The organism is Haloarcula sp. Atlit-7R (assembly GCF_003666065.1).
In the GTDB taxonomy this organism is placed as follows: Archaea; Halobacteriota; Halobacteria; order Halobacteriales; family Haloarculaceae; genus Haloarcula; species Haloarcula taiwanensis.
Map to the genome: position 1 here is coordinate 69,999 of NZ_QXIK01000004.1, position 19,469 is coordinate 89,467.

Genomic DNA, 19,469 nt, shown 5'->3' on the forward strand with positions numbered 1-19,469 from the left:
AACAGGTGATTCATGAACTGGGAACCTGAGAGCGGTGATGTCATTGCCGGCCAGTACGAACTTAAGGAGTTCCTCGGCAAGGGGGGGTTCGCAAAGGCGTTCCGCGCCAGAGACATCGACAGCGGCGAGTCGGTCGCCGTGAAATACCCCAACTACACCGAATCCCAGAACGACCCCGACATCATCGAGGAATACTTCAAAAAGGAGGTCGGCTCGCTGGAACGCATTCGTCGGGCCGGCGGCCACGAGAACGTGATGGACTACTACGACCAAGTCACGGAGCGTAACGTTCCGTTCTTGGTCGTTCAGCTAATCGTCGACGGGATCGAACTTGACGAAGTCATCGACCAGCACGGCCCGATTGACGACAGCGAACAGGTCCGTCAGATCGGCATCGACCTCTGTGATGCGATGGGATTTCTGCACGAGAACGAAATCGTCTACCGGGACCTGAAACCGGAGAACGTGATGCTTACGCCCGACATCACGCCCACGCTGATCGATTTCAATACGGCGACGGGCTTCGATGCTACAGAGGATCCGTCCTCCGGGAACACCGGGACGACGATTCTGGGGCCGTTCAAGCCCCGGGAAGTTGCCGAGGCCAGCCGAACCGACGTTCGGCAAGGTCCCTGGTCGGACGTGTATTCGATCGGAAAGATACTCCTGTTCCTCCTGAAAGGGAGCGTCCCGAAAAAAGACGGGGTGAACCCGCAGGCCTTCGGGGCTGACTGCGACGATTATCTGGCTGAAATCGTCGAACGGGCCACGCAGTCACATTACCGCGACCGATACCGGAACGCGACGGTCCTCAAGGAGGTGCTTGAACGGCGCGATCCGACGCCGCCCGCGACAGCGTCGGTGACGTACATCCAGGCGGACAGGCAGTTCACCGTTGAACCGGGCGACACTATCGGGCGACAGGGCGCGAGCGGTCCCCCGGCATCGATAACAATCGAAGATCCGCAGGGAGAGTACATCTCCTCGGTGCAGGTACAGTTCGATATCGAGGACGGCGAGTGGGCCCTCCACGACCGGAGCCTCAACGGGACATTCGTCCAGAAAGGGGCTGGCTGGCAGCGAGTCCTCTCCGAACCCGGACGCAACCGCCTGCGTTCCGAAGGCGAGGACCCGACCGACAGACACGGCGACGTGCCCCCCGAATCGGTGACACTCAGTGACGGCGATCTGGTGTCGCTGGTCCATCCGACCTACGGGGTCACGTTCGAGTTCCACCCGGAGGAGTCATGAGATACAGTACGAACTATGACATCGGCGACAGGAAGCGAGGACAGGGCATCAACGAGGACAGCGTCTCTTTGACGGTGTTTGAGGAGGGCCATCGAGACGGCTACCGCGGGCAAGACAGACCACAGTCGAAGGAGCCGGTCACAGCAGGCGGCGACGAGACGGCGGATGTGACAGGCGAGACAGCCGGTACTGAGACGGCGGCCGATACCGCTGACGACACGGACGCAGCCGACACTGCCGACGCAGATACGTCTGACACCGATGGCGATGGGAAGCCGATGAACCGCTCGGCCGGCGTGTTCGTGGTCGCTGACGGCGCTGGCGGACACGATGCCGGCGATATCGCGTCGTACATCACGACGACTATTGTGGCTGAACAGCTTGCCCCCGTGGCGATCCGGACGGCCCGGAGCTATCCCGGAGGCTTCGATGTGGATGTGGCCCGTGACGTCCTTCCGGACCCGCCCGGTGAGCGCGAACTCGAAACTGCCGTGGCGGAGGCGATTACGGCGGCCCACCGCGAGATCATCCGGTACGCAAACGAGACCGGGACCCAATCCTACACGACGGTTGTCGCGGGGATCTACGCCGACGGCAAGCTCCATTACGGCTGGGTCGGTGATAGCCGGGCCTACGTCGTCAACAGTGTCCGTGAAACGATCTCGCCGTTGACCAGAGATCACGCCGTCGTTCAGGAATGGGTCGACAACGACGAAATCGACCCCGTCGAGGCACACGTCCACCCGAACGGGAACGAGATCACACGCGCGCTGGGCGGGTCCGGCTACGAGGACCCCGACGAGGCGACTGTCGGGGTGGACACGCGCACAGTCAGGCTGTACGCGGAAGACACGGTGTTGGCGACCAGCGACGGACTCATCGACGCCCAGACCGACGCACCGGAACTGTACGAGGAGTACGTCGATTCGGACCACGCCGATACGGTGGCCGAGCGTATCCGCGAAGCGGCTGTCACGGACGACGAGATCCGTGACGTTGTCCTCGACGCAGCGTCCCTCGACGCGGCGAGTCAGGAGTTCGTGTCACTGGCAAACAACCGCGGCGGGAAGGACAACATCTCCGTGCTCCTGTTTGCTGATAGTGCGCTCCCGAAAACGCCGGAAAGCGGCGGTATGCCAGTTCGAGATATCGATCCAGACCTCGATATTTCCGAACGTGACACAGTGATCATGACAGACGAGTAGAGAGAAAGTTTCGTGGGACAAGTATTTTATTTCTCGACTCTGTAGGGCCTAACGAAATCCATGCCTGAATCCGACCGCACGGTAAAATGCCCCATATGCGACGAGGATTTTGATCCGACAGTCGCGGGCGGATGGTGCACAAACCCGGACTGTGGTGAGTGGCAACACACTGACGAAAGCGCCGCCGATTTTGCTACCGATGATGGGGTACCGGACGACGCCGACCTGATACCGGAAGGCACGGACGAGACGGACCCAATGGATGGCCGGGCCGTAGAGGCTACCGACGAATCCGACACCCCTGATAGCCACACCGAAGACGAAGCATCGGCGGATGCGGCCTCGGATACTGGGGCAGCCGAGGTCGGTGACGAGACGGCGGAAACGGCAGAGACAGCGACGGAACACGAAACTGACGCCGACATCGAGGCCGAAAACGGAACCAGGCCGAACGGTACGACGGAACCCGACGAGGCCGATGGGACCTCGAAACAGCACAGCAGTGACTCTGATGAGGACGCCGAGACATCCGACGAAACCTCGGAGGCAGATGACGACGTGGCGACGATTAGCTGTCCGGACTGTGACCACGAACTTGACGCCGATGCGAATTTCTGTGTCGCCTGTGGTGCCGACGTACAGGACATCACACCGGAAGACGACGGTTCACTCGACGCGTGCCCGTCCTGTGACACCGCTGTTGACGACGACGCCAGTTTCTGTGTCAACTGTGGGGAAGATCTCGACGCGCATCGCGGCGACCGTGACACATCGACGGCTGATTCGACAGCTGAGTCGTCGACTGCCGACGAGACGGAGAGTGAGCCAGCAGCCACGGGCAACGCCGTCGACACACTCGCCTCACAGTCCACCGACGACGCGACGGTCCCGGACAAACTCGTCCTCGCGGTCGAAGGTCGAGACATCACCGTCGAAGACGGGGACCGCATCGGCCGGGAAATCCGGGCGGCGCTACTGGACGCCGGGCGACCGGAAGACGAAGCGGTCCGAATCCACCGCGAACACGTCCGGTTTGACCGACAGCCCGACGGGTACTATGTCGTCGATCTCGGGGACAACCCGACGCGGCTGAACGAGACCCAACTGCAGAAGGGCGACCGGGAACCAATCCAACCGGGCGACGAACTCGAACTGTCTGGTGTCGCCACGATGACAATTCGGGCGGCGTGACCACCCATAATTAAGCGGTCGGTCGGGAAACATCAGGCTGATGGAGCGTGGTCGACTGTTGCTGGAAGTCCGTGAGTCCGCCGCATTACTGCGAGTTGAAACCTGGCTGTTTGTTGGCATGGGCGTGGCATGGCTCGTCTACGGTGGCTGGGTACTCGCGACGGGGCTGCTGCTGGCGCAGTTCTCGGGGCTCGAACGACCTGTTCTCGCGACATTTGCTGGTCGAACCGTCTCGCTACGAACTGTACTTGCCACTGGTCTCTGGCTCGGCGGTCCGTCGCTGGCCACCGTCGTCCTCATCAACCGCCGGCTTCGGAACAGGCACGGCAACCTCGTCGACGCGTATCGGCTGGACCACCCGAGTCTGTTGCTCGCTATCCCCGGCAGTGTGCTCCTCGGCTGCCTGCTGGTGAGTCTGAGTCTCGGTCAGCGAGGGCCGCTCACGGTGGTTGCACTGTTCGGAACAGTGCATCTGGTCGTTCGGACCGTCGCTTACGGTCACCGTGTGTACACACTTTCGGTCCCCTCATTCCTGTCGCTGCTGGTGTTTGTAAGCGCAGTCTCGCTTAGTACTGGGTGGCTGGTCCAGATGGTCACCGCACCCGGCGTCCAGTCGGGGCTGTCACCGTGGCTGACTCAGGCCGGCGTTAGTCCCGTGGGTGAGGCGGCACTCCAACTGATGGGCGTCCAGCCAGCACAGGCCACACTCCTCTGCATTGCCGTCCCCGGTGTACTGGCGAGTGCGTACCTCCTCTTCCAGTTGCTCGCCGGGGCCGTCGTCAGAATCCGCGCACCGCTTTCGAACCCGCAGCGCCGTCCTGACCAGCGGTTCCCGGTTATGCCGCCGGTCGGGACGGCGCAAAACGGCGAGGGGAGCCCAGCTGCCGAACAGGCTGCCGACGCCGCACCGGAGTCCCGGGACCAGACTGGAGAGGAAACCGACACGGAAGCCGCTGGCAGTGACGTGGAGTCACCGGGGCACACCGGGACACGAGTGTTTTCACCCGACGAGGTTCCGGCGGCGGAACCGGCAGCTCACGAATCAGCACAGAACAACGCGCAGTCGTCAGACGACGACGCGGACCCTGAGGGCCCGGTCGACCACAGTGGTACAGACATGGACTCGGAGACGGCTGGACCGGGCGATACGAATGAGACAACCGACGAAGCGTGGATGGATGATACGTCTGTCTTCACGCCGGGCGGCCGCGACGCCGGCCAGTCGTACTGTAGCGAATGCGGCGAGTCGCTTCCGTCTGATGCCGACATCTGCCCGTCCTGTGACGACCCCGTCGACGGGTGAGGCGGTCAGCGGTTCGAAACGGGAATATCACCGAGTGCGACGGTGTATTGCGTCGACTGTACTCCGTCCCCGTCCGGATACACAAACACCGTTACAGAGACGCTTTCCGGGCGCTCGCCGGGAGGGAGGAGCCACGACTGCGTTACGTTATCAGTGTTTCCCACTGGTAGCTGTCCAGTGCTCGCGGTATCCGCAACCGTCTCCCCGCCGCGGGTAGTAACGCTGTCGAGACGAACCGCTGCGGGGTCTGCCCCGGTGTTCGTCACGTTGACCGTAAGCGTGAACCGCCACCCCTCGTCAGCGGTGACGACAGACGCCGCATCGATCCGGGCCGAGACATCCGCGGATTCCAGAATCGGGTCACCGACGCCGGCACCAGTCTCCGCCGCTGTCGGCGTTTCGGGGACCGCTTCAGCGCCGGTGTCTCCCAGCAAGTGATGCCCCATCATACTCCCGAAGGTAACGACTTCGATGAGGATGGGCAAACCGATTCCGACGATGATGAGGAGTCGTAGCAGCGTTTTCTGCTCCGGCCCGTCGACGTCTTCGAACATGATGAGAGAGTAGTGAAGTGGTGTTAGACTGGGATTGGCGGGCTACCGGGCGCGAATAGTCCGTCAGCAACCATGCTGGCGAGCGGCGGCCCGTAGGCGATGACGATGAGCAGCAGGGCAATCGCCGTCCAGAGCTTGTAGTTGTCGAGGATGCGCGGGCTGTGATCGGCGCCGGACAGCGGTTCCGGGATATTGCCGTTGACCGACAGCGTCCCGCCACGGCGAGCGAGCAGGGTGTCGGCCATGACGATGAGGAACATCGCCGCGCCGACGAACAGCAGGAAGCCGCCGATAGCGATCTGCAGGCGCATCTCGCCGACCGTTCCGGCGACACCCTCGAACGCGAACTCGTCGTAGGTCGGTTCGGCAGTCCGTCGCGGGATACCGGCGAGGCCCGCACGGTGCATTGCGTTCGACATCACTGCCATGCCCACGAACCAGACGTACGGCTGCACTGAAGCAAGGCTTCGCTGTCGGAGTTTCTTCCCGGTGATCTGTGGGACCAGCCAGTAGCTGATAGCCATCGCCGTCAGTGCGAACGCGGTCCCGACGGTGAGGTGGAAGTGGCCAGGCACCCAGATGGTGTTGTGGATGAGGTAGTTGATGTTCATCCCGGCGTTAATCATGCCGGAGAAGCCACCGGCGGCGAACATCAGCCCGGCGAGCATACAGCCGGCGAAGGCCGGCTTACCCCAGGGCAGATCCCGAAGCCAAGAGATGTAGCCCTTTGCACCCCGCTGGCGAGCCCCATGCTCAACCGAGGCAACCACGGTGAACGCGGTCAACAGCGAGGGCAACAGGAGGAACATCGTGTTCGTCATCGCGATGAACTTGTACCCTGACGGGATACCGGGGTCGGTGTACTGGTGGTGGAAGCCGACCGGGGTCGACAGCAGGAGGAAAGCGACGAAGACCACGCGAGCGAGCGGGTCACTGAACAGTCGCCCGCCGGCCAGTTTCGGCAGGATAGTGTACCAGACGAGGTACGCCGGCATGAGCCAGAAGTACACGACCGGGTGGCCGAAGTACCAGAACAGTGTCCGGGTCAGCAGCGGGTCGATGTTCTGGATAAGTCCGAGCGACCACGGGATGAGGAATACGACGACCTCGACGGCGACGCCGATGGTGGAGACGTACCACATCAGCATCGTCGTCAGGACCATGAACGTCTGCAGGGGAATGCGCTCATCCGGGTTCTCAGAGCGCCACTCCCACAGCGCCTTGAAGTACGCGAGGCCGGCGATCCACGAACCGACGATGATGAGCGCGGCACCGATGTAGAACGCCGGGTGCGCCTTCATCGGGGCGTAGAAGGTAAACAGCACGTCGGCTTCGAGGTCGTGACCCAGAACCGACGGCGCGCCGACGATACCACCGATGATGGACACGGCCGCGAGCACTGTCCCCGTGAGCATTATCCAGAAGGCCGACCAAGCGATGCGGTGTGGTAGCTCGCGTTCGAGGCTGTTAGCGACAGCCCATGTGAACAGCCCCGCGATGAAGAACGTGGTGAACACGAGCGCCAGCAGGACGCCGTGGCCCGTCAGAATCGTGTAGTAGTCCGCCGAACTGACGAACCCGCGGAATACGCCAGTGCGGTGAAGCGACTGGATGATGCCAAATAGCGCGCCGATTCCGAGGGCGGCAAATGCCACAATAAACTCGCTCCGGACGAGTTTCGACGTTTTCGGATAGGAGTCGACGAACACCATTACTGATCCGCCTCCTCCTGGGCCTGTGCATCATCTGCGGACTGACCGATGTTCTCCTGTTGCATATCGTACTCCTCCGGCGGGACGACTTCGACGGAGCCACCCATCGTGTGATGGGCCGCCCCGCAGTATTCGTGACAGATGAGCCCGTAGGTACCGGGTTCGTTGAACCGGGCCGAGACTTCGGAAACTTGGCCCGGGATGACCATCGTGTTGATGTTGGTTTCGACCACAGAGAAGCCGTGTACCACGTCTGCACTGGTTACTCTGAACGTTACGTTGGCACCTGCGGGCACCTGCACCGGATTGTCTCCGCTTCCCGGAACGAACTGGAACTGCCGGGCGACGACGTACACGACGTACTGCCCGTCCTCTTTGACGACACCGGGGTCGTCGAACTGGGTACCAGTGTTCCCGTTCTGTACCGCCTGTGCGCTGATCTGTCCGCCCGAATCATCGACCATCCCGACGCCAACGCCGACCGAACCGTACGCGATGGTCGCGATGAACCCGACGATGAGCAGTATCGCTGCACCGAGCCAAACTTTTTCGAATCTATGAACCTGCATGGTATCACCCGATTATGGAGACGCGGCCGAGGAACTCGACGAAGTACATGAACACCCACAGCAGGGCAATCAACACGAAGTAGAAGGCGACCAGCGCCGCCGTTCCCTTCGGGTCGTACTCGTCGTGGCCCAGCTCGACGGCCGGTTCAGTTTCGGCAGCCTCTTCAACCGGCTCCGGGCCGGTCGCCCGACGCAGCTCGCCACTGCCTCCCGTCTGTGGCGGCCGCCCGTTCTGGCGTCGTCGCATCGCGACTGCGAACAACAGCGGCGAGAAGAACGCAAGCAGGACCGAGCCCGAGAGGAGCCACTGCGGGCCGGAGAGTTCGATACCGCTACCTTCCTGTCCGCTTCCGCCGCCACTGCCGCCACCGCTGCCATCGAGCGGGCCACCGACAACGACAGCGCCCTTCATCCCGAGTGACGCGTGAGGCGTACAGACGTACTTGTACACGCCCATCTCTTCGAAGGTATGGCTGTAGGTGGTCCCCGATTCGCTGACTGGGTCACCGGAGTCCAGCGGGCCATCGCCATCCGAAACAACGTTGTGGCCGCCTCCCTCACCAGTCCACTTCCACGTCACTTCTGTCCCAGGCGTCACCCGCACTGCGGGCGGGTCGAAGGCGAACGCGCCGTTGTTCCCCTGTGCCCCGACCGATATCTCGACGCTGTCGTCGCCAGTTCTGTCGACGGTAGTGCCGTTGTAGTTCGAAACGTCATCGAACCAACCGCCGTAGTCTGGGTTCGCTGGCGGTCCTTGCTGTTGTTGGCCGCCGGAGCCGCTGCCCCCGCCCGAACTGCCGGGCCGAACGACGACCGCACCTTTCATCCCGAGCGCCTCGTGTGGGACGCAGACGTACTTGAAGATACCCTCCGATTCAAAGGTGTGGCTGTAGGTCGTGCCGGCTTCGCTGACCGCGCCCCCGGAGTCGAGCGGCCCGTCGCCGTCCGAGACGACGTTGTGGCCGCCGCCCTCGCCGGTCCATTCCCAGACGACCTCCGTGCCAGGACTGACCATCACCGCGGCCGGGTCGAAGGCGAACGCGCCGTTGTTCCCCTGCGCGCCGACAGTGATCGTAACGGTGTCTTGCCCGCGCTTGTCGACGGTCCCGTCGTAGTTCGAAACGTCATCGAACCAGCCGCCGTAGTCCGGTTCCTCCTGTGCTGTCGCCGTGCCGGTTGCGGCCAGTGCCGCTGTCCCGGCTGCGGCACCGACGAACTGTCGACGACTCAGCGCCATCGTCGCACCCCCACCGCGTCGTGCGAATCCGGCAGCTGACTGCCTCTAGCTTCGTGCCGTACCATATCTGGGAGAATAGCAGATTACCTAAAAAAACCCCTGATGGTGTTTTCAGCAGGCAGGAACGACCCATTTCTTTTTATAATCCCTCTAACGTACGGCCAGACATGTCTGCGTCAAGCCCCCGGCTGGTAACATTGCTGGTGTTGCTCGGACTCGCGCCGGTCGCATACTACATGCAGGGAACCGGCCGCTCCATCGTCGCGCTCTCGCTGGTTAGCGTCGTCATCATCGCCGGCAGTCTGTTCTGGATGACACAACCAACAGAGTCGAGTACCGTCTGACATGCAGTTCGGGACGGCGGGGCTGAGTTCCGGTGAAACGGCCGGGCTCGCGGCGTTCGTCGGGCTGGGACTCATTGGGAGTGTCCATTGCCTTGGGATGTGCGGGCCGTTAGTCACAACCTACGCCGACAGACTCGACGACGGCGGGCCGGTGTCAGGCCACGAGATACGCCAACACGCGTTGTTCAACGCTGGACGGACGGTGAGCTACGCGCTCGTCGGGACGGTACTTGGCGCTGCTGGCAGTGTACTGTACGACGTGGCCGGCCTGGCACGCTTCGGGACCGCCGTCCGTGGAACCGTCGGGGTTTTTGTTGGCCTCGCTATCATTGCCGTTGGACTGGGGTATCTCTCCCGTGGCCGCGCCGTCGACGTGGCCCGGTCGCTGCCGCTGGTCGGAGACCTGTTCCAGCGACTCTCCGCGTCGCTCGTCGCCAGGGTCGACCGGTGGGTCGACGGCCCCGGGATGGTCGCGCTGGGTGCGATGCACGGCCTGCTCCCCTGCCCGCTGCTGTACCCGGCGTTCCTGTACGCCTTCGCCACCGGCTCCGCGCTCACCGGCGGCCTCTCGCTGGCCGCGCTTGGTCTCGGGACGTTTCCGCTGGTGTTCGCCTACGGGACTGCCTTCGGAACACTGTCGCCGGGCCATCGCGCGACGTTGCACCGGACGCTCGGTGTCGTTTTCATCGCGCTCGCGCTCGTCCCGCTGTCGAACGGGCTTGCGGCGTTCGGTATCGCCATCCCGAAACCACCCCTGCCGATGCCCTGGACATGACCCACTGTACGCTCTGTGATCTGCCGGTCGACACGCCCGTCACCGACGATGCCGTGGAGGGGACGTTCTGCTGTCGCGGCTGTCTGGAAGTCGCGCGAACCCTTGACGACCCGGCGACGGAAACCCGCGACGCAGCCGACACTGGACCCGATCCGGACGACGCCGACGGTGAAACGGCTTTCCTCTCGGTCGACGGGATGCACTGTGCGACCTGCGAAACGTTCCTCGAAGCGCGGGCCACAGACCACGATGGCATCGTCGCCGCGGCCGCCAGCTATCCGACGGGGACGATGAAACTCACCTATGACGCCGACGCACTCACGGAATCGGACCTCACAGACGCGGTGGCCGGCACCGGCTACGGCGCCAGCCTGCAGGCCACGGAGACCGACGACGAGTACGAACTGGAGGGCCGGCTCATCGTCGGCGGCTTCTTCGGGATGATGACCATGCTCTGGTACATCCTCTTTCTCTACCCGGCGTATCTCGGCGTCGATTCGTCCCTGTTATTGTTCGACCCGTCGGGGCAGGCAGGAGCTTACCTGCTGTGGAACATGGCCGTGATGACCGGCGTCGTGGTCGGCTACACCGGGTGGCCGTTGCTTCGCGGGGCCTACGTCAGCCTCCGGGCCGGCCGGCCGAACATGGACCTGCTGGTGGCGATGGCTGCCGTGACCGCTTTCCTGTACAGCGTCGTCGCCGTCATTTTGGGACATACAGAGGTGTACTTCGACGTGGCGACGGTCATCGTCATGGCAGTCTCGGTCGGCGACTACTACCAGGACCGGGTCCGGCGGCGGGCGCTGGACCGCCTCACCGAGTTCACGACACAGCGGGCCGACAGCGCCCGGCGACGCGCCGACGGGGACCACGAGGAGGTCGCGGTCGGCGACCTCGACCCGGGCGACGAAGTCGTCGTCCGGTCCGGCGAGCGCGTCCCGGTCGACGGCACGGTCGTCGAGGGGACCGCGGCCGTCGACGAGTCCCTCGTCACCGGCGAGTCCCTGGCCGTCCGGAAGACCGCGGGCGACGAGGTCATCGGCGGGTCGCTGGTGACACAGGGCGGCGTCGTCGCCCGCGTCGGGTCCGACGCCGAGAGCACCGTCGACCGCCTGACGAACCTGCTGTGGGAGGTCCAGAGCACCCGCGGCGGCGTCCAGCGGCTGGTCGACCGAATCGCCGCCGTCTTCGTCCCGCTGGTGGTCGTTCTGGCTGTGCTCGCCACCGGCGGGCATCTCGTCACCGGCGCAACGCTGACGGACGCAATGCTGACCGGGCTGGCGGTGCTCGTGGTCTCCTGTCCCTGCGCGCTGGGGCTGGCGACGCCGCTTGCGACCGCGGCCGGCATCCGCCGGGCGCTGGACGGCGGCACCGTCGTCACCGGCGACGCGGTGTTCGAGACGGCGACCGACGCGGACGTGGTTGCCTTCGACAAGACGGGCACGCTGACGACCGGCGAGATGGAACTGCTGGAGCGGGCCGACGACCGGGCGATGGCCCGGGCGGCCGCCGTCGAGCAGTTCGCGGACCACCCCGTAGCCGAGGCGGTGACCGACGCCGTTCCGGTCCCCGACGCGGCCGTTTCGGCGTTCGAGCAACACCCGGGCCAGGGCGTCAGCGCGACGGTCGACGGAGACCGGGTCGTCGTCGGGACCCGGGCGCTGTTTGAGGACCTCGGGTTCGAGGTGCCAAGCGGGCTCCGGAGCCGGTGTGAGCGCGCGACCGAGAACGGGCGGGTCCCGGCGCTGGTCGGCTGGGACGGCGCGGCGCGGGACGTGCTCGTCGCGGGGGACAGGCTCCGCGCGAACTGGGAGTCGGTCGTCTCGACGCTCGCCCGGGACCGCGACGTGGTCGTCATCACCGGCGACCGCCCTGAGGCAGCCGCCCCCTTCGACCGCCACGACGGCGTCGACGAGGTGTTCGCCGGCGTCCCGCCGGAGGCGAAAGCCGAGGTCGTCGAGCGGCTGCAGTCCCGCGGGACCGTCGCCATGGTCGGCGACGGGAGCAACGACGCGCCGGCGCTCGCCGCCGCCGACGTGGGTATCGCCATGGCGTCGGGCACGTCGCTGGCCGCCGACGCGGCCGACGCGGTCGTGACGACCGACGACCTGCGGGCCGTCCCCGACGTGTTCGCGGTGACGGCCGCGACCCGCACCCGGGTCCGCCAGAACCTCGCGTGGGCGTTCTGTTACAACGCCGTTGCGCTCCCGCTCGCGCTGCTCGGCGTTCTCAATCCGCTGTTTGCGGCCCTGGCGATGACGGCGAGCAGTCTGCTCGTCGTGGGCAACTCCACGCGGACGCTGGCGGGGACAGCGTCACACGGCGAGGCGAATGCTGACGAACCGGCCGCACCGAAACAGCCAGCAGCGGCCGACTGACATCGTATTGTGGACTGCAGCCGTCTCAGTAACTGCAGCCGGTTGTCATCTGGTATCATGTCTGAAACAGATTTAATATATCACCGGTTCTGGTCGTATATACGTCGCTTTCACCGACGTGGTGACCCATGACCTACGCAATTCCCGTTCCCGCGCCAACGTCGTTCGCTCGCTGGCTGTACAGCGGGCGGTCGGCAATCGAACGTAGCCTTGATGCTACGATCGAGTATGCACCCCTTATTGGGGAACGGGCCGCCGCGGACACCTGTTCGGTGAAAATTCCGCACGTGGCACCATAGACTAGCTCGCCGCCGTGGGACCGGCCTCCCACTCACGGACGCCGCACTGCGGCGGCGATTTGATCTGGCTCACTGTCGAGCAGCGGGACTCTACCCACCGCTCGACTGTTCCGCCTGAGAGGCTTACGCCGGCCAGTGTGGCCTACCGGTGTGTCGCCACTCGCCCCTGAGCCTGTACTGCATCGCGTAGCTACCTCGCTGTCCAGCCTCGGGTTCCCCATCATCCCGGTGTGGGAATCCTGTACCGGCCGCTCCGGGCCGGACGTACATGCCCGCCACCCGTGCGGTTCCCGACCGACGCGACTCGACTGGTGAGTGCCCTCGTGGCCCGGTTCGACCCCGGCCGTCGGCGTTATGTCGCTGCAGGCGACCCCCCCGACCGAGGTATCGGCCGACGTATCACTGCGCGTTCCGCGTGGCGGGTCCGAGACCCTCGCAGCCGGTGTCGCCGACGTCCTCGCGGCCGTCGACGGCGTCGAAGACGTGGCCGTCGACCGCGTGACCAGCGTGCGGCCCACCTGGACCGATATCCGAGTCGACGCAGATGTGTCGCTGACGATGCAGGTCGACGGCGACCGCACTGAACTCCTGCAAGAAGGGTTCGGCGTGATGGCGGTCAACCGCGTCGACGTGGCCGGTGATGCGTAAGTCCCGCCTTCCTCCATTGTCGCTGTCTTCCCGAACATTCCAGACGGATCCGGGCCTCCGCCCGGTGCAGGTTCGATTCCTGCCGGGAAGTCCACACCCATGCATCGAATATACCTCGCCGCCGTCATCGGCAGGCGGCGACGCGACTCGAAGAACAGAACCCGGTCACGCCGCACTCGGCGGCTGTAGCCGCCGGGGCCGGTCACAACCGGTACCCTCGCTTGCGGTCACTGTGAGCCGAGCCTGTAAGATACTGGCGCACGAAGCGGTATGTATGACCGTCCATACGTCCGACGACCGGTGGCTTAATGCGCCAGTCGAGACGGTGTTTGCGTTCATGGACGAGCCGTCGAACCAGGCGGCCGTCACGCCGAGCCTGACCCGCGCCGAGCGCATCGAGCGGTTGCCGAACGCCGGGAACCGTGCCGCCTACGAGTACACCATGTTCGGACTCACGTTTACCGGCGAGGTGCAGGCGTCGACGTACGAACCGCCGGCGCGAATTGTCTACGAGATGCATGGTGACCTGACGGGACGCATCGCCTGGCGGTTCGAACCCGAGGACGGCGGCACGCGCCTCACTTACGCGGCCGATTACGAGGTTCCGGGCCCACTCCCAGAGGCGCTCCTCGCACCGCTTATCCGGTGGTACAACCGCCGGGAGGTGCGGCGGCTGCTGGACAACGTCGCCGAGGCAGTCGAAGGCAAAGCGCAGGCCACTACGGCGTAACCCTACTCGTCGGTCCAGAGGGCGTCTGAGAGCGTCCGCTGGACCGCTTCCTCGCCGACGGCCGTGGCGAGTGTCTCGAACCCGTTTCGCTCGACGGGGTCCTTGGCGTTCGCGACCAGTCGGGAGACGATGAACTCCGGTGTGGATTTTCCGACCGTGCCAAACCGAGGCTGGTAGTCGACCTGGAGGTCGAGGTCCTGATTCAGCCCTTCAGCGAAGATGCCGTCGACGCGGGCCTCTGTGGGCAGCGGTTCCAGGTCGTCCGCGAGGTGCGTGACGAACACGCCCAGCGCGTCGCGGTCGACAGTCAACGTCACGAGTCCGTGGAGGAGGTCGGCGGCGGAGCCGGGTTCGGTGATGGCCTCGAACTCGTCGACGAGCATCAGCGTCCGGTCGCTCTCGGTCAGCGGCGGCACGACAGAGCGCAGCGTCGATTCGAGGACGCCGGCGTTGAACGAGGCGTGCCGGCGGTGGAACACGACGGTGTCGACGACGCTCACCTCGGCGGCGTCGGCGGGCACGGGCAGCCCCATCTGGGCGAGCAACTGGACCTGACACAGCGTCTCCAGCAGGGTCGTCTTCCCGCCGGAGTTCGCGCCAGTGAGAACGGCCACCCGGTCGCCGCTGGGCGGTCGGTTCGCCCGGTCTAGCTCCAGCGTGTGGTCGCCGATGGCGTAGGTGACCGGCTGGACGCTCTCCACGTCGGCGATTGTGAGGTTGCGGGCCCGTTGCACCGCGATAGTCTTGCGGCCCTCGACGAAGGTGGGGCGGGTCAGGTCGAACGCGATGGCGAACCGGGCCAGCGACACCGAGAAGGCGATGTCGTCTACCGCCTCGACCGCGGCGTCGATCTCCGCACGCGCATCGGCGAGGTCGTCTTCCAACCGGTCGGCGACCGCCTGCTCACGTTCTTGCACGTCGCTTCGTAGCGCGGTCCGGAGTTCTCGGAGCGCCACGTCGACGAAATCACGGGCATCGGTTGCTTCCCGCGGCATCGCATCGCGCACCCTGGCGGCGTCGATGCCCGTCTCATCCGTGACGTGGCGAACGAGGGCGTCCTGGAACTCGTCGGGCCGCCGCGCACCTTCCTGCACGGCCTCGACGACCTCCATCGAGGCGGCCGCGAGGTCTTCGATTTGTCCCAGCTGGTCGCGCAGGCGGTCCAGTCCCTCGTCGGCTCCCTCGCCGACGGAGTTACCGTCGCCCGCGAGGCCGGCGAGAGCTGCCCGGCCGGCCGACAGGGACTCACCGTCGATTGCCGCCAGCGGCTCGAACACACCGCTCTCGATGCCGGTGTCACGGAGGGCGAGCGCCACGTCGACCGCGGCCAGTTCTCCTCCGTCCGCGTCGAAGGCATCGAAGGCGTCGAGGACGGCCCGCTGGTCCTCGTCGGCGAGGCCGGCCCACGTGTCCCGCGCTTCGAGCACGTCGTCCAGCCGCTCGTCCATCGCCTCGCGGGTCGGCAGCGGCGTCAGCACCCGGATGCTGTCGGCCGCAGCCGCCGTGACCGCGTATTCCTCGGCGAGGTCAAGCAGTTCCTTGTACACGTCGCGGGTGTAGCTTAGAACCCGAAATAGAATGAAACAGTACTACCGCTGATAGCCACGTATGGGGCCGTCAGTGGCTGTTAACAATGCATACAATTTATGGGGAAGTAGCCACTGTTTTCCAATATGGCGACTGAAACCATTGCGTTTCGAGTAGAGGAAGGCCGAAAGAAAGAGTGGCAAAATGCGGTCGAAGGCACCGATGAGTATGATAGTGTGACCCACCTTATCAAGAAGGCAGTCAGTCGTGAGCTATCAGATTCGTACGTGGGTGGCAGTGGCGGTGACGGTGGGTCGAATGTTGATGCAGAGGCCCTAACCGAGATAGTGGACCGTCTCGACTCAGTGGAATCGGAAATCAGCAACATGGACGAAACCGTCTCAAAGGCGACTGACGCCATGCTATCGGCAGAGTCAGCTATCAGTGAGGAAACTACCAGCGGTGTGTTTGAAGCCTTGCCACGCGGTCGAGATAACGCAGTGACGGCCAACGAGATAGCCAACAGAACAGGAATACCACCCGTGAAGGTCCGAACGGCCTTGCCTCAGTTGGCAGAATCCAGTGGGGCCGTGAAACGTGTCGATAGAGAAATGGTGGAAGGTTTCGGCCAAGATAGGCGGGCAGAGGAAGATATTCTCTGGTATCGGGAGGCATAGATGTCTGAAACAAACCTCTGTGACGACTGCGTAGCGGTGATGGAACGTATCGAACAAACCAGTGATTCAGCACGGCAATACAACTCAGCCATACGGGTATTTAGTCGGTGGTTTGATGACTGCCCACTGACTGCGGATAACGTCGATATAGACGCCTATCTGCGACACCTAACGGATGATAGAGGCTATGCGTATGATACTGTTACAACCCATCGCAGTGGGCTTGTGCGGCTATTCAAGGCGGGACAGTTCCTTGCTGACGCTGACCGCCTTGCAGTCGACCTACCCGCTGAAAATCCAGCACAAAAGGTCGACACCAAGGCAGTGACGGACGGCAGTGGGACGAAAAAGGAAAGAGAACTGGATAGGCGGAAAGACCGTCACGCCTTGCCAAAGGCTGACGTAGAAACCCTAATCGAAAATGTGCCAACTCCCACCGTTCGTAACGAATTACTCTGCCGTCTCAGCTACCAGTGTATGCTGCGGCGTGGTGAGGTAGTGTCTCTAAAACAGTCTGATATCGACGGAAACGACCTCACCGTCCGTGCTGAGGTATCAAAAACTGGTGAGAGTCGGACAGTTCGGTTCAATGGCAAGGTCAAACGGCTTTTCGATATGTGGGCCGTCGATAGAGAGGCCAAATTCGGGGAAACTGAGTACCTATTCCCGTCCGACCATAGAGACGGTCATATCACCCCAGAGCGGCTTAATACCGTCGTGAAAATGGCGGCAAAAGACGCTGAGATACAGGATACTCTCTATACTACGGCTCACGGCCACGAACGGCAGAAAATCACTGCTCACACCCTACGCCATAGTGGGGCAGTCAGAAGGTGGGAAAATGATGTCGACCTACGGACACTACAGAAGGCGTTAGGACACAGCAAGGTGACGACCACTGAGCGCTATCTCGACGTATCGGACGACTCTGTGGGCGAGAAAATGCTATCGGGGTGGACGGACGACGACTAACCGAATTGGTCACAGCTTGGTAATCAATCACACCCACCTGCCCCTCAGTGGCTGTGACGGTCACACAGCAAGGTTTCGTGCTATCGCACTCAGCGATAGACCGAACCCCGAATAGGGCTTCGCTCTAAAGGTTTCGAATGTATAGCTACAAATCGCCTTGATATAGATATAAATAAAACCTTCCTAATCGCAATTCTGGCCTATATTCACACCATTTAGAGATAAAATATACCTTTCAGTTATGTTTTTACTAACGCGCATACGTGTAAGACATGGCGGTCCCAGAATATTAGTTGGTAATACCACGCAGTAATAATTCTCTCACAAGATAGCCACCCCATTGAGTCGGTCACAGTTCCGTAAGTGAGAACTGCCGCCTTAGCAACCAACACGGCGCTCATTACCTGACAGTATGTTATATACAGAACCGTCCCGACGAAGTTGGGGACGTAGGAGAAAACATCAATGACTGAACACGAAGCCAGAGAAAGCGAACTCCGCATTAACGAACAGGACCGTGAAGCTATCAAAGAGGCCCGAGATAAGATATTCGACGCCGCGACACCCATGGGACTTGTGGCCCGTAAAGCGTGTCAAAAGCTTACTGAGGATACCAACGAGGTGCATTTTTAGATGTCTGTCCAATATTGCACGACGAACTGCCCTGTTGGCGTAACTCTCAATCTTCAATCTGACCTAAAAGATTCAGAAATTCATCAGGTGGGTAGTGACGTGATAGAGTTTAAGCACCGTCTTAGTGCTGATACGGCGGAATGGCGTCACAAGTATGAGAAGGATACACACGGTGGTCATGTTTGTGTCGACCTTCCAGAAAACTGCGTGATTATCGATTTCGATGGCAACGGTGTACACTACATGGAGAAAGCCGAATGACTGAAATTGCCACTCTCGACACTGAGTTAGGGCCGTTCGACGTGGTAGAGATTCCCGCTGATTCACGGCGAGAATTTGATGTCGAGAATCAACGACTGCGTGCCTATTTCCGTGCAAATGATGAGACGAAAGAATACGTCTATGGCGAACAGACTGCCGATGAAAGCGGAGTTGTGGATTTGACGGACGGCAGTATTGTGCTGGGAGTCGACGGTAAGACGGTTTTTGTGCTGACGCCACGAGAGGCTTACAACCAATGAATTTCAATGAATCAACAATTACAGACTGTAGAGAAAGAGACGGACAGGCAGCAGAGCGAGAGGCAGAGATTGACGAAATTATTCAGACTGCCGAACTGGGACGGGGTGAGGGAGAACCACTTGCCGCAGAATCCTATTCAGCTTATCCACAGCGGGAAGAGCTAACCGACCCTAAGAATCGAAGTTTCCTCACCGAACTACTGAGTCATGAACTGGTTAATTCCATTGAAGACGCAGCGGAAGAATGTGCTGAGAACCCCACGGTCAAACAGCGGTGGAATATTACTCTCCGCAAGGCTGTAGAAGTATTCGGAATTGACCTTAGCGATTATTTCGGCGACTATCCAGATGAAACGAACCGTCTCAAAGAACTGCTGGGATTCCAGCCACCTGATTCGATGATAGCACCGTCGAACGTCTTGGTGGTATCTGAGCTATACGTGGCTGGCCTCTCAGTCGGGGAGATAGTCGACGTATTGGCCGACCACACAGTCGCAGATACGCAGTCTGTGGAAGATACCCTTAAAAAGGCAGGACTTATCAGCGGGACAACAACTCAGGAACAAGCCTCTGCCTTCGAGGAAAACGACGGACGAATCGGTGGCACGTCGGTGGAAACTGAGACGGGTGAGACGGAGGAAACTCGCGGGCTAACCGTCTCTGCCAACGACTTCTAACTTTTTCCGACTCTTTATAGTTGAAACTAAACGAATAGTGTCAACAAAAGAGTAATGGTGAGATGTATATGGTGTAGCAACATCCCACCAAACGCAATGGAAGACCGAATGACAATGAACGACTGCCCACTTCGGATGAGTCCGACCACATGGACGGTGGAAACGATAAAGTTGCACAGCACAGAGAGAGGAGCTTTCCTTCTCCTTTCTCCGCAGTAGACCGTACTGACAGGCTATGTCTGTACACTTGTCGGGACGTAGAAAGT

18 protein-coding genes and 1 pseudogene are annotated in these 19,469 nt (G+C 62.1%); 14 read left to right on the plus strand and 5 right to left on the minus strand.

Going from position 1 to position 19,469, the window contains the following annotated elements; all coding sequences use genetic code 11:
* Positions 1 to 12 precede the first annotated feature (12 nt).
* From D3D01_RS10490 to D3D01_RS10505, 4 genes are read left to right on the plus strand one after another with little or no spacing between them, the layout of a single operon-like run.
* On the plus strand, positions 13 to 1,251 hold the full coding sequence (locus D3D01_RS10490) for an FHA domain-containing serine/threonine-protein kinase (protein ID WP_121512154.1): 1,239 nt from the start codon (positions 13 to 15) through the stop codon (positions 1,249 to 1,251).
* Positions 1,248 to 2,456, plus strand: a complete 1,209-nt coding sequence (locus D3D01_RS10495) for a PP2C family serine/threonine-protein phosphatase (RefSeq protein ID WP_101350249.1) — start codon at positions 1,248 to 1,250, stop codon at positions 2,454 to 2,456. Before D3D01_RS10490 ends, D3D01_RS10495 begins: the two co-directional genes overlap by 4 nt.
* A gap of 60 nt (positions 2,457 to 2,516) precedes the next feature.
* Entirely contained in the window at positions 2,517 to 3,647 is a 1,131-nt protein-coding gene (locus D3D01_RS10500; RefSeq protein WP_101350248.1) for a zinc ribbon domain-containing protein, read from the plus strand.
* Between the two features lie 40 nt (positions 3,648 to 3,687).
* Positions 3,688 to 4,950 (plus strand): zinc ribbon domain-containing protein, encoded by a 1,263-nt coding sequence (locus D3D01_RS10505; RefSeq protein WP_121512155.1) that lies wholly within the window; start codon positions 3,688 to 3,690, stop codon positions 4,948 to 4,950.
* A 5-nt stretch (positions 4,951 to 4,955) separates the two neighbouring features.
* Here the strand turns inward: D3D01_RS10505 and D3D01_RS10510 are convergent, their stop codons facing one another.
* Genes D3D01_RS10510 through D3D01_RS10525 form a run of 4 tightly spaced genes read right to left on the minus strand, consistent with a single transcriptional unit; the run spans position 4,956 to position 9,022 of the window.
* Positions 4,956 to 5,504 carry a hypothetical protein gene (locus tag D3D01_RS10510; RefSeq protein ID WP_121512156.1) on the minus strand — a complete coding sequence of 183 codons (549 nt, stop codon included), beginning with the start codon at positions 5,502 to 5,504 and terminating at the stop codon, positions 4,956 to 4,958.
* A gap of 23 nt (positions 5,505 to 5,527) precedes the next feature.
* Complete coding sequence (locus tag D3D01_RS10515) at positions 5,528 to 7,216, minus strand: b(o/a)3-type cytochrome-c oxidase subunit 1 (protein ID WP_121512157.1); 1,689 nt, start codon at positions 7,214 to 7,216, stop codon at positions 5,528 to 5,530.
* Entirely contained in the window at positions 7,216 to 7,785 is a 570-nt protein-coding gene (locus D3D01_RS10520; protein ID WP_121512158.1) for a cytochrome c oxidase subunit II, read from the minus strand. Before D3D01_RS10520 ends, D3D01_RS10515 begins: the two co-directional genes overlap by 1 nt.
* Before the next feature lie 4 nt (positions 7,786 to 7,789).
* Positions 7,790 to 9,022, minus strand: a complete 1,233-nt coding sequence (locus tag D3D01_RS10525; RefSeq protein WP_121512159.1) for a halocyanin domain-containing protein — start codon at positions 9,020 to 9,022, stop codon at positions 7,790 to 7,792.
* Between the two features lie 167 nt (positions 9,023 to 9,189).
* Here D3D01_RS10525 and D3D01_RS24070 point away from each other — a divergent pair, with 167 nt between their 5' ends.
* The 5 genes from D3D01_RS24070 to D3D01_RS10545 all read left to right on the plus strand — a co-directional run bounded on the left by D3D01_RS24070 (position 9,190) and on the right by D3D01_RS10545 (position 14,196).
* On the plus strand, positions 9,190 to 9,366 hold the full coding sequence (locus D3D01_RS24070) for a hypothetical protein (RefSeq protein ID WP_198560171.1): 177 nt from the start codon (positions 9,190 to 9,192) through the stop codon (positions 9,364 to 9,366).
* 1 nt (position 9,367) lies between these two features.
* Complete coding sequence (locus D3D01_RS10530; protein WP_121512160.1) at positions 9,368 to 10,141, plus strand: sulfite exporter TauE/SafE family protein; 774 nt, start codon at positions 9,368 to 9,370, stop codon at positions 10,139 to 10,141.
* Positions 10,138 to 12,519 carry a cation-translocating P-type ATPase gene (locus D3D01_RS10535; protein WP_121512161.1) on the plus strand — a complete coding sequence of 794 codons (2,382 nt, stop codon included), beginning with the start codon at positions 10,138 to 10,140 and terminating at the stop codon, positions 12,517 to 12,519. Before D3D01_RS10530 ends, D3D01_RS10535 begins: the two co-directional genes overlap by 4 nt.
* A 653-nt stretch (positions 12,520 to 13,172) precedes the next feature.
* Complete coding sequence (locus D3D01_RS10540; RefSeq protein ID WP_121512307.1) at positions 13,173 to 13,466, plus strand: hypothetical protein; 294 nt, start codon at positions 13,173 to 13,175, stop codon at positions 13,464 to 13,466.
* A gap of 274 nt (positions 13,467 to 13,740) precedes the next feature.
* Positions 13,741 to 14,196 (plus strand): SRPBCC family protein, encoded by a 456-nt coding sequence (locus tag D3D01_RS10545; protein WP_121512162.1) that lies wholly within the window; start codon positions 13,741 to 13,743, stop codon positions 14,194 to 14,196.
* A gap of 2 nt (positions 14,197 to 14,198) precedes the next feature.
* Here the strand turns inward: D3D01_RS10545 and D3D01_RS10550 are convergent.
* Positions 14,199 to 15,752, minus strand: a pseudogene (locus tag D3D01_RS10550) (DNA mismatch repair protein); the annotation flags it as partial.
* A gap of 117 nt (positions 15,753 to 15,869) precedes the next feature.
* On the opposite strand from D3D01_RS10550, the gene D3D01_RS10555 reads away from it, so the two are divergent.
* From D3D01_RS10555 to D3D01_RS10570, 5 genes are all read left to right on the plus strand, one after another.
* Positions 15,870 to 16,400: a hypothetical protein gene (locus tag D3D01_RS10555; protein ID WP_121512163.1), complete on the plus strand. Its 531-nt coding sequence runs from the start codon at positions 15,870 to 15,872 to the stop codon at positions 16,398 to 16,400.
* Positions 16,401 to 17,372: a tyrosine-type recombinase/integrase gene (locus D3D01_RS10560; protein WP_121512164.1), complete on the plus strand. Its 972-nt coding sequence runs from the start codon at positions 16,401 to 16,403 to the stop codon at positions 17,370 to 17,372. It abuts the gene before it with no gap.
* Positions 17,373 to 17,837: 465 nt separating this feature from the next.
* Positions 17,838 to 18,005, plus strand: coding sequence for a hypothetical protein (locus tag D3D01_RS23685; protein WP_158600452.1), 168 nt, complete (start codon positions 17,838 to 17,840; stop codon positions 18,003 to 18,005).
* A 257-nt stretch (positions 18,006 to 18,262) separates the two neighbouring features.
* Positions 18,263 to 18,526 carry a hypothetical protein gene (locus D3D01_RS10565; protein WP_121512165.1) on the plus strand — a complete coding sequence of 88 codons (264 nt, stop codon included), beginning with the start codon at positions 18,263 to 18,265 and terminating at the stop codon, positions 18,524 to 18,526.
* Positions 18,523 to 19,203, plus strand: coding sequence for a hypothetical protein (locus D3D01_RS10570; protein WP_121512166.1), 681 nt, complete (start codon positions 18,523 to 18,525; stop codon positions 19,201 to 19,203). The genes D3D01_RS10565 and D3D01_RS10570 overlap by 4 nt, the downstream gene beginning before the upstream one ends.
* The last annotated feature ends 266 nt before the right edge of the window (positions 19,204 to 19,469 follow it).

What these genes read in the sequence shown, in the direction of transcription:
- D3D01_RS10545 (WP_121512162.1), top strand. Translation starts at nt 13,741, where the DNA reads ATGACCGTCCATACGTCCGACGACCGGTGGCTTAATGCGCCAGTCGAG.
- D3D01_RS10495 (WP_101350249.1), top strand. Translation starts at nt 1,248, where the DNA reads ATGAGATACAGTACGAACTATGACATCGGCGACAGGAAGCGAGGACAG.
- D3D01_RS24070 (WP_198560171.1), top strand. Translation starts at nt 9,190, where the DNA reads ATGTCTGCGTCAAGCCCCCGGCTGGTAACATTGCTGGTGTTGCTCGGA.
- D3D01_RS10540 (WP_121512307.1), top strand. Translation starts at nt 13,173, where the DNA reads ATGTCGCTGCAGGCGACCCCCCCGACCGAGGTATCGGCCGACGTATCA.
- D3D01_RS10505 (WP_121512155.1), top strand. Translation starts at nt 3,688, where the DNA reads ATGGAGCGTGGTCGACTGTTGCTGGAAGTCCGTGAGTCCGCCGCATTA.
- D3D01_RS10535 (WP_121512161.1), top strand. Translation starts at nt 10,138, where the DNA reads ATGACCCACTGTACGCTCTGTGATCTGCCGGTCGACACGCCCGTCACC.
- D3D01_RS10510 (WP_121512156.1), bottom strand. Translation starts at nt 5,504, where the DNA reads ATGTTCGAAGACGTCGACGGGCCGGAGCAGAAAACGCTGCTACGACTC.
- D3D01_RS10520 (WP_121512158.1), bottom strand. Translation starts at nt 7,785, where the DNA reads ATGCAGGTTCATAGATTCGAAAAAGTTTGGCTCGGTGCAGCGATACTG.
- D3D01_RS10570 (WP_121512166.1), top strand. Translation starts at nt 18,523, where the DNA reads ATGAATTTCAATGAATCAACAATTACAGACTGTAGAGAAAGAGACGGA.
- D3D01_RS10555 (WP_121512163.1), top strand. Translation starts at nt 15,870, where the DNA reads ATGGCGACTGAAACCATTGCGTTTCGAGTAGAGGAAGGCCGAAAGAAA.
- D3D01_RS10515 (WP_121512157.1), bottom strand. Translation starts at nt 7,216, where the DNA reads ATGGTGTTCGTCGACTCCTATCCGAAAACGTCGAAACTCGTCCGGAGC.
- D3D01_RS10490 (WP_121512154.1), top strand. Translation starts at nt 13, where the DNA reads ATGAACTGGGAACCTGAGAGCGGTGATGTCATTGCCGGCCAGTACGAA.
- D3D01_RS10500 (WP_101350248.1), top strand. Translation starts at nt 2,517, where the DNA reads ATGCCTGAATCCGACCGCACGGTAAAATGCCCCATATGCGACGAGGAT.
- D3D01_RS10530 (WP_121512160.1), top strand. Translation starts at nt 9,368, where the DNA reads ATGCAGTTCGGGACGGCGGGGCTGAGTTCCGGTGAAACGGCCGGGCTC.
- D3D01_RS10565 (WP_121512165.1), top strand. Translation starts at nt 18,263, where the DNA reads ATGACTGAAATTGCCACTCTCGACACTGAGTTAGGGCCGTTCGACGTG.
- D3D01_RS10560 (WP_121512164.1), top strand. Translation starts at nt 16,401, where the DNA reads ATGTCTGAAACAAACCTCTGTGACGACTGCGTAGCGGTGATGGAACGT.
- D3D01_RS10525 (WP_121512159.1), bottom strand. Translation starts at nt 9,022, where the DNA reads ATGGCGCTGAGTCGTCGACAGTTCGTCGGTGCCGCAGCCGGGACAGCG.
- D3D01_RS23685 (WP_158600452.1), top strand. Translation starts at nt 17,838, where the DNA reads ATGACTGAACACGAAGCCAGAGAAAGCGAACTCCGCATTAACGAACAG.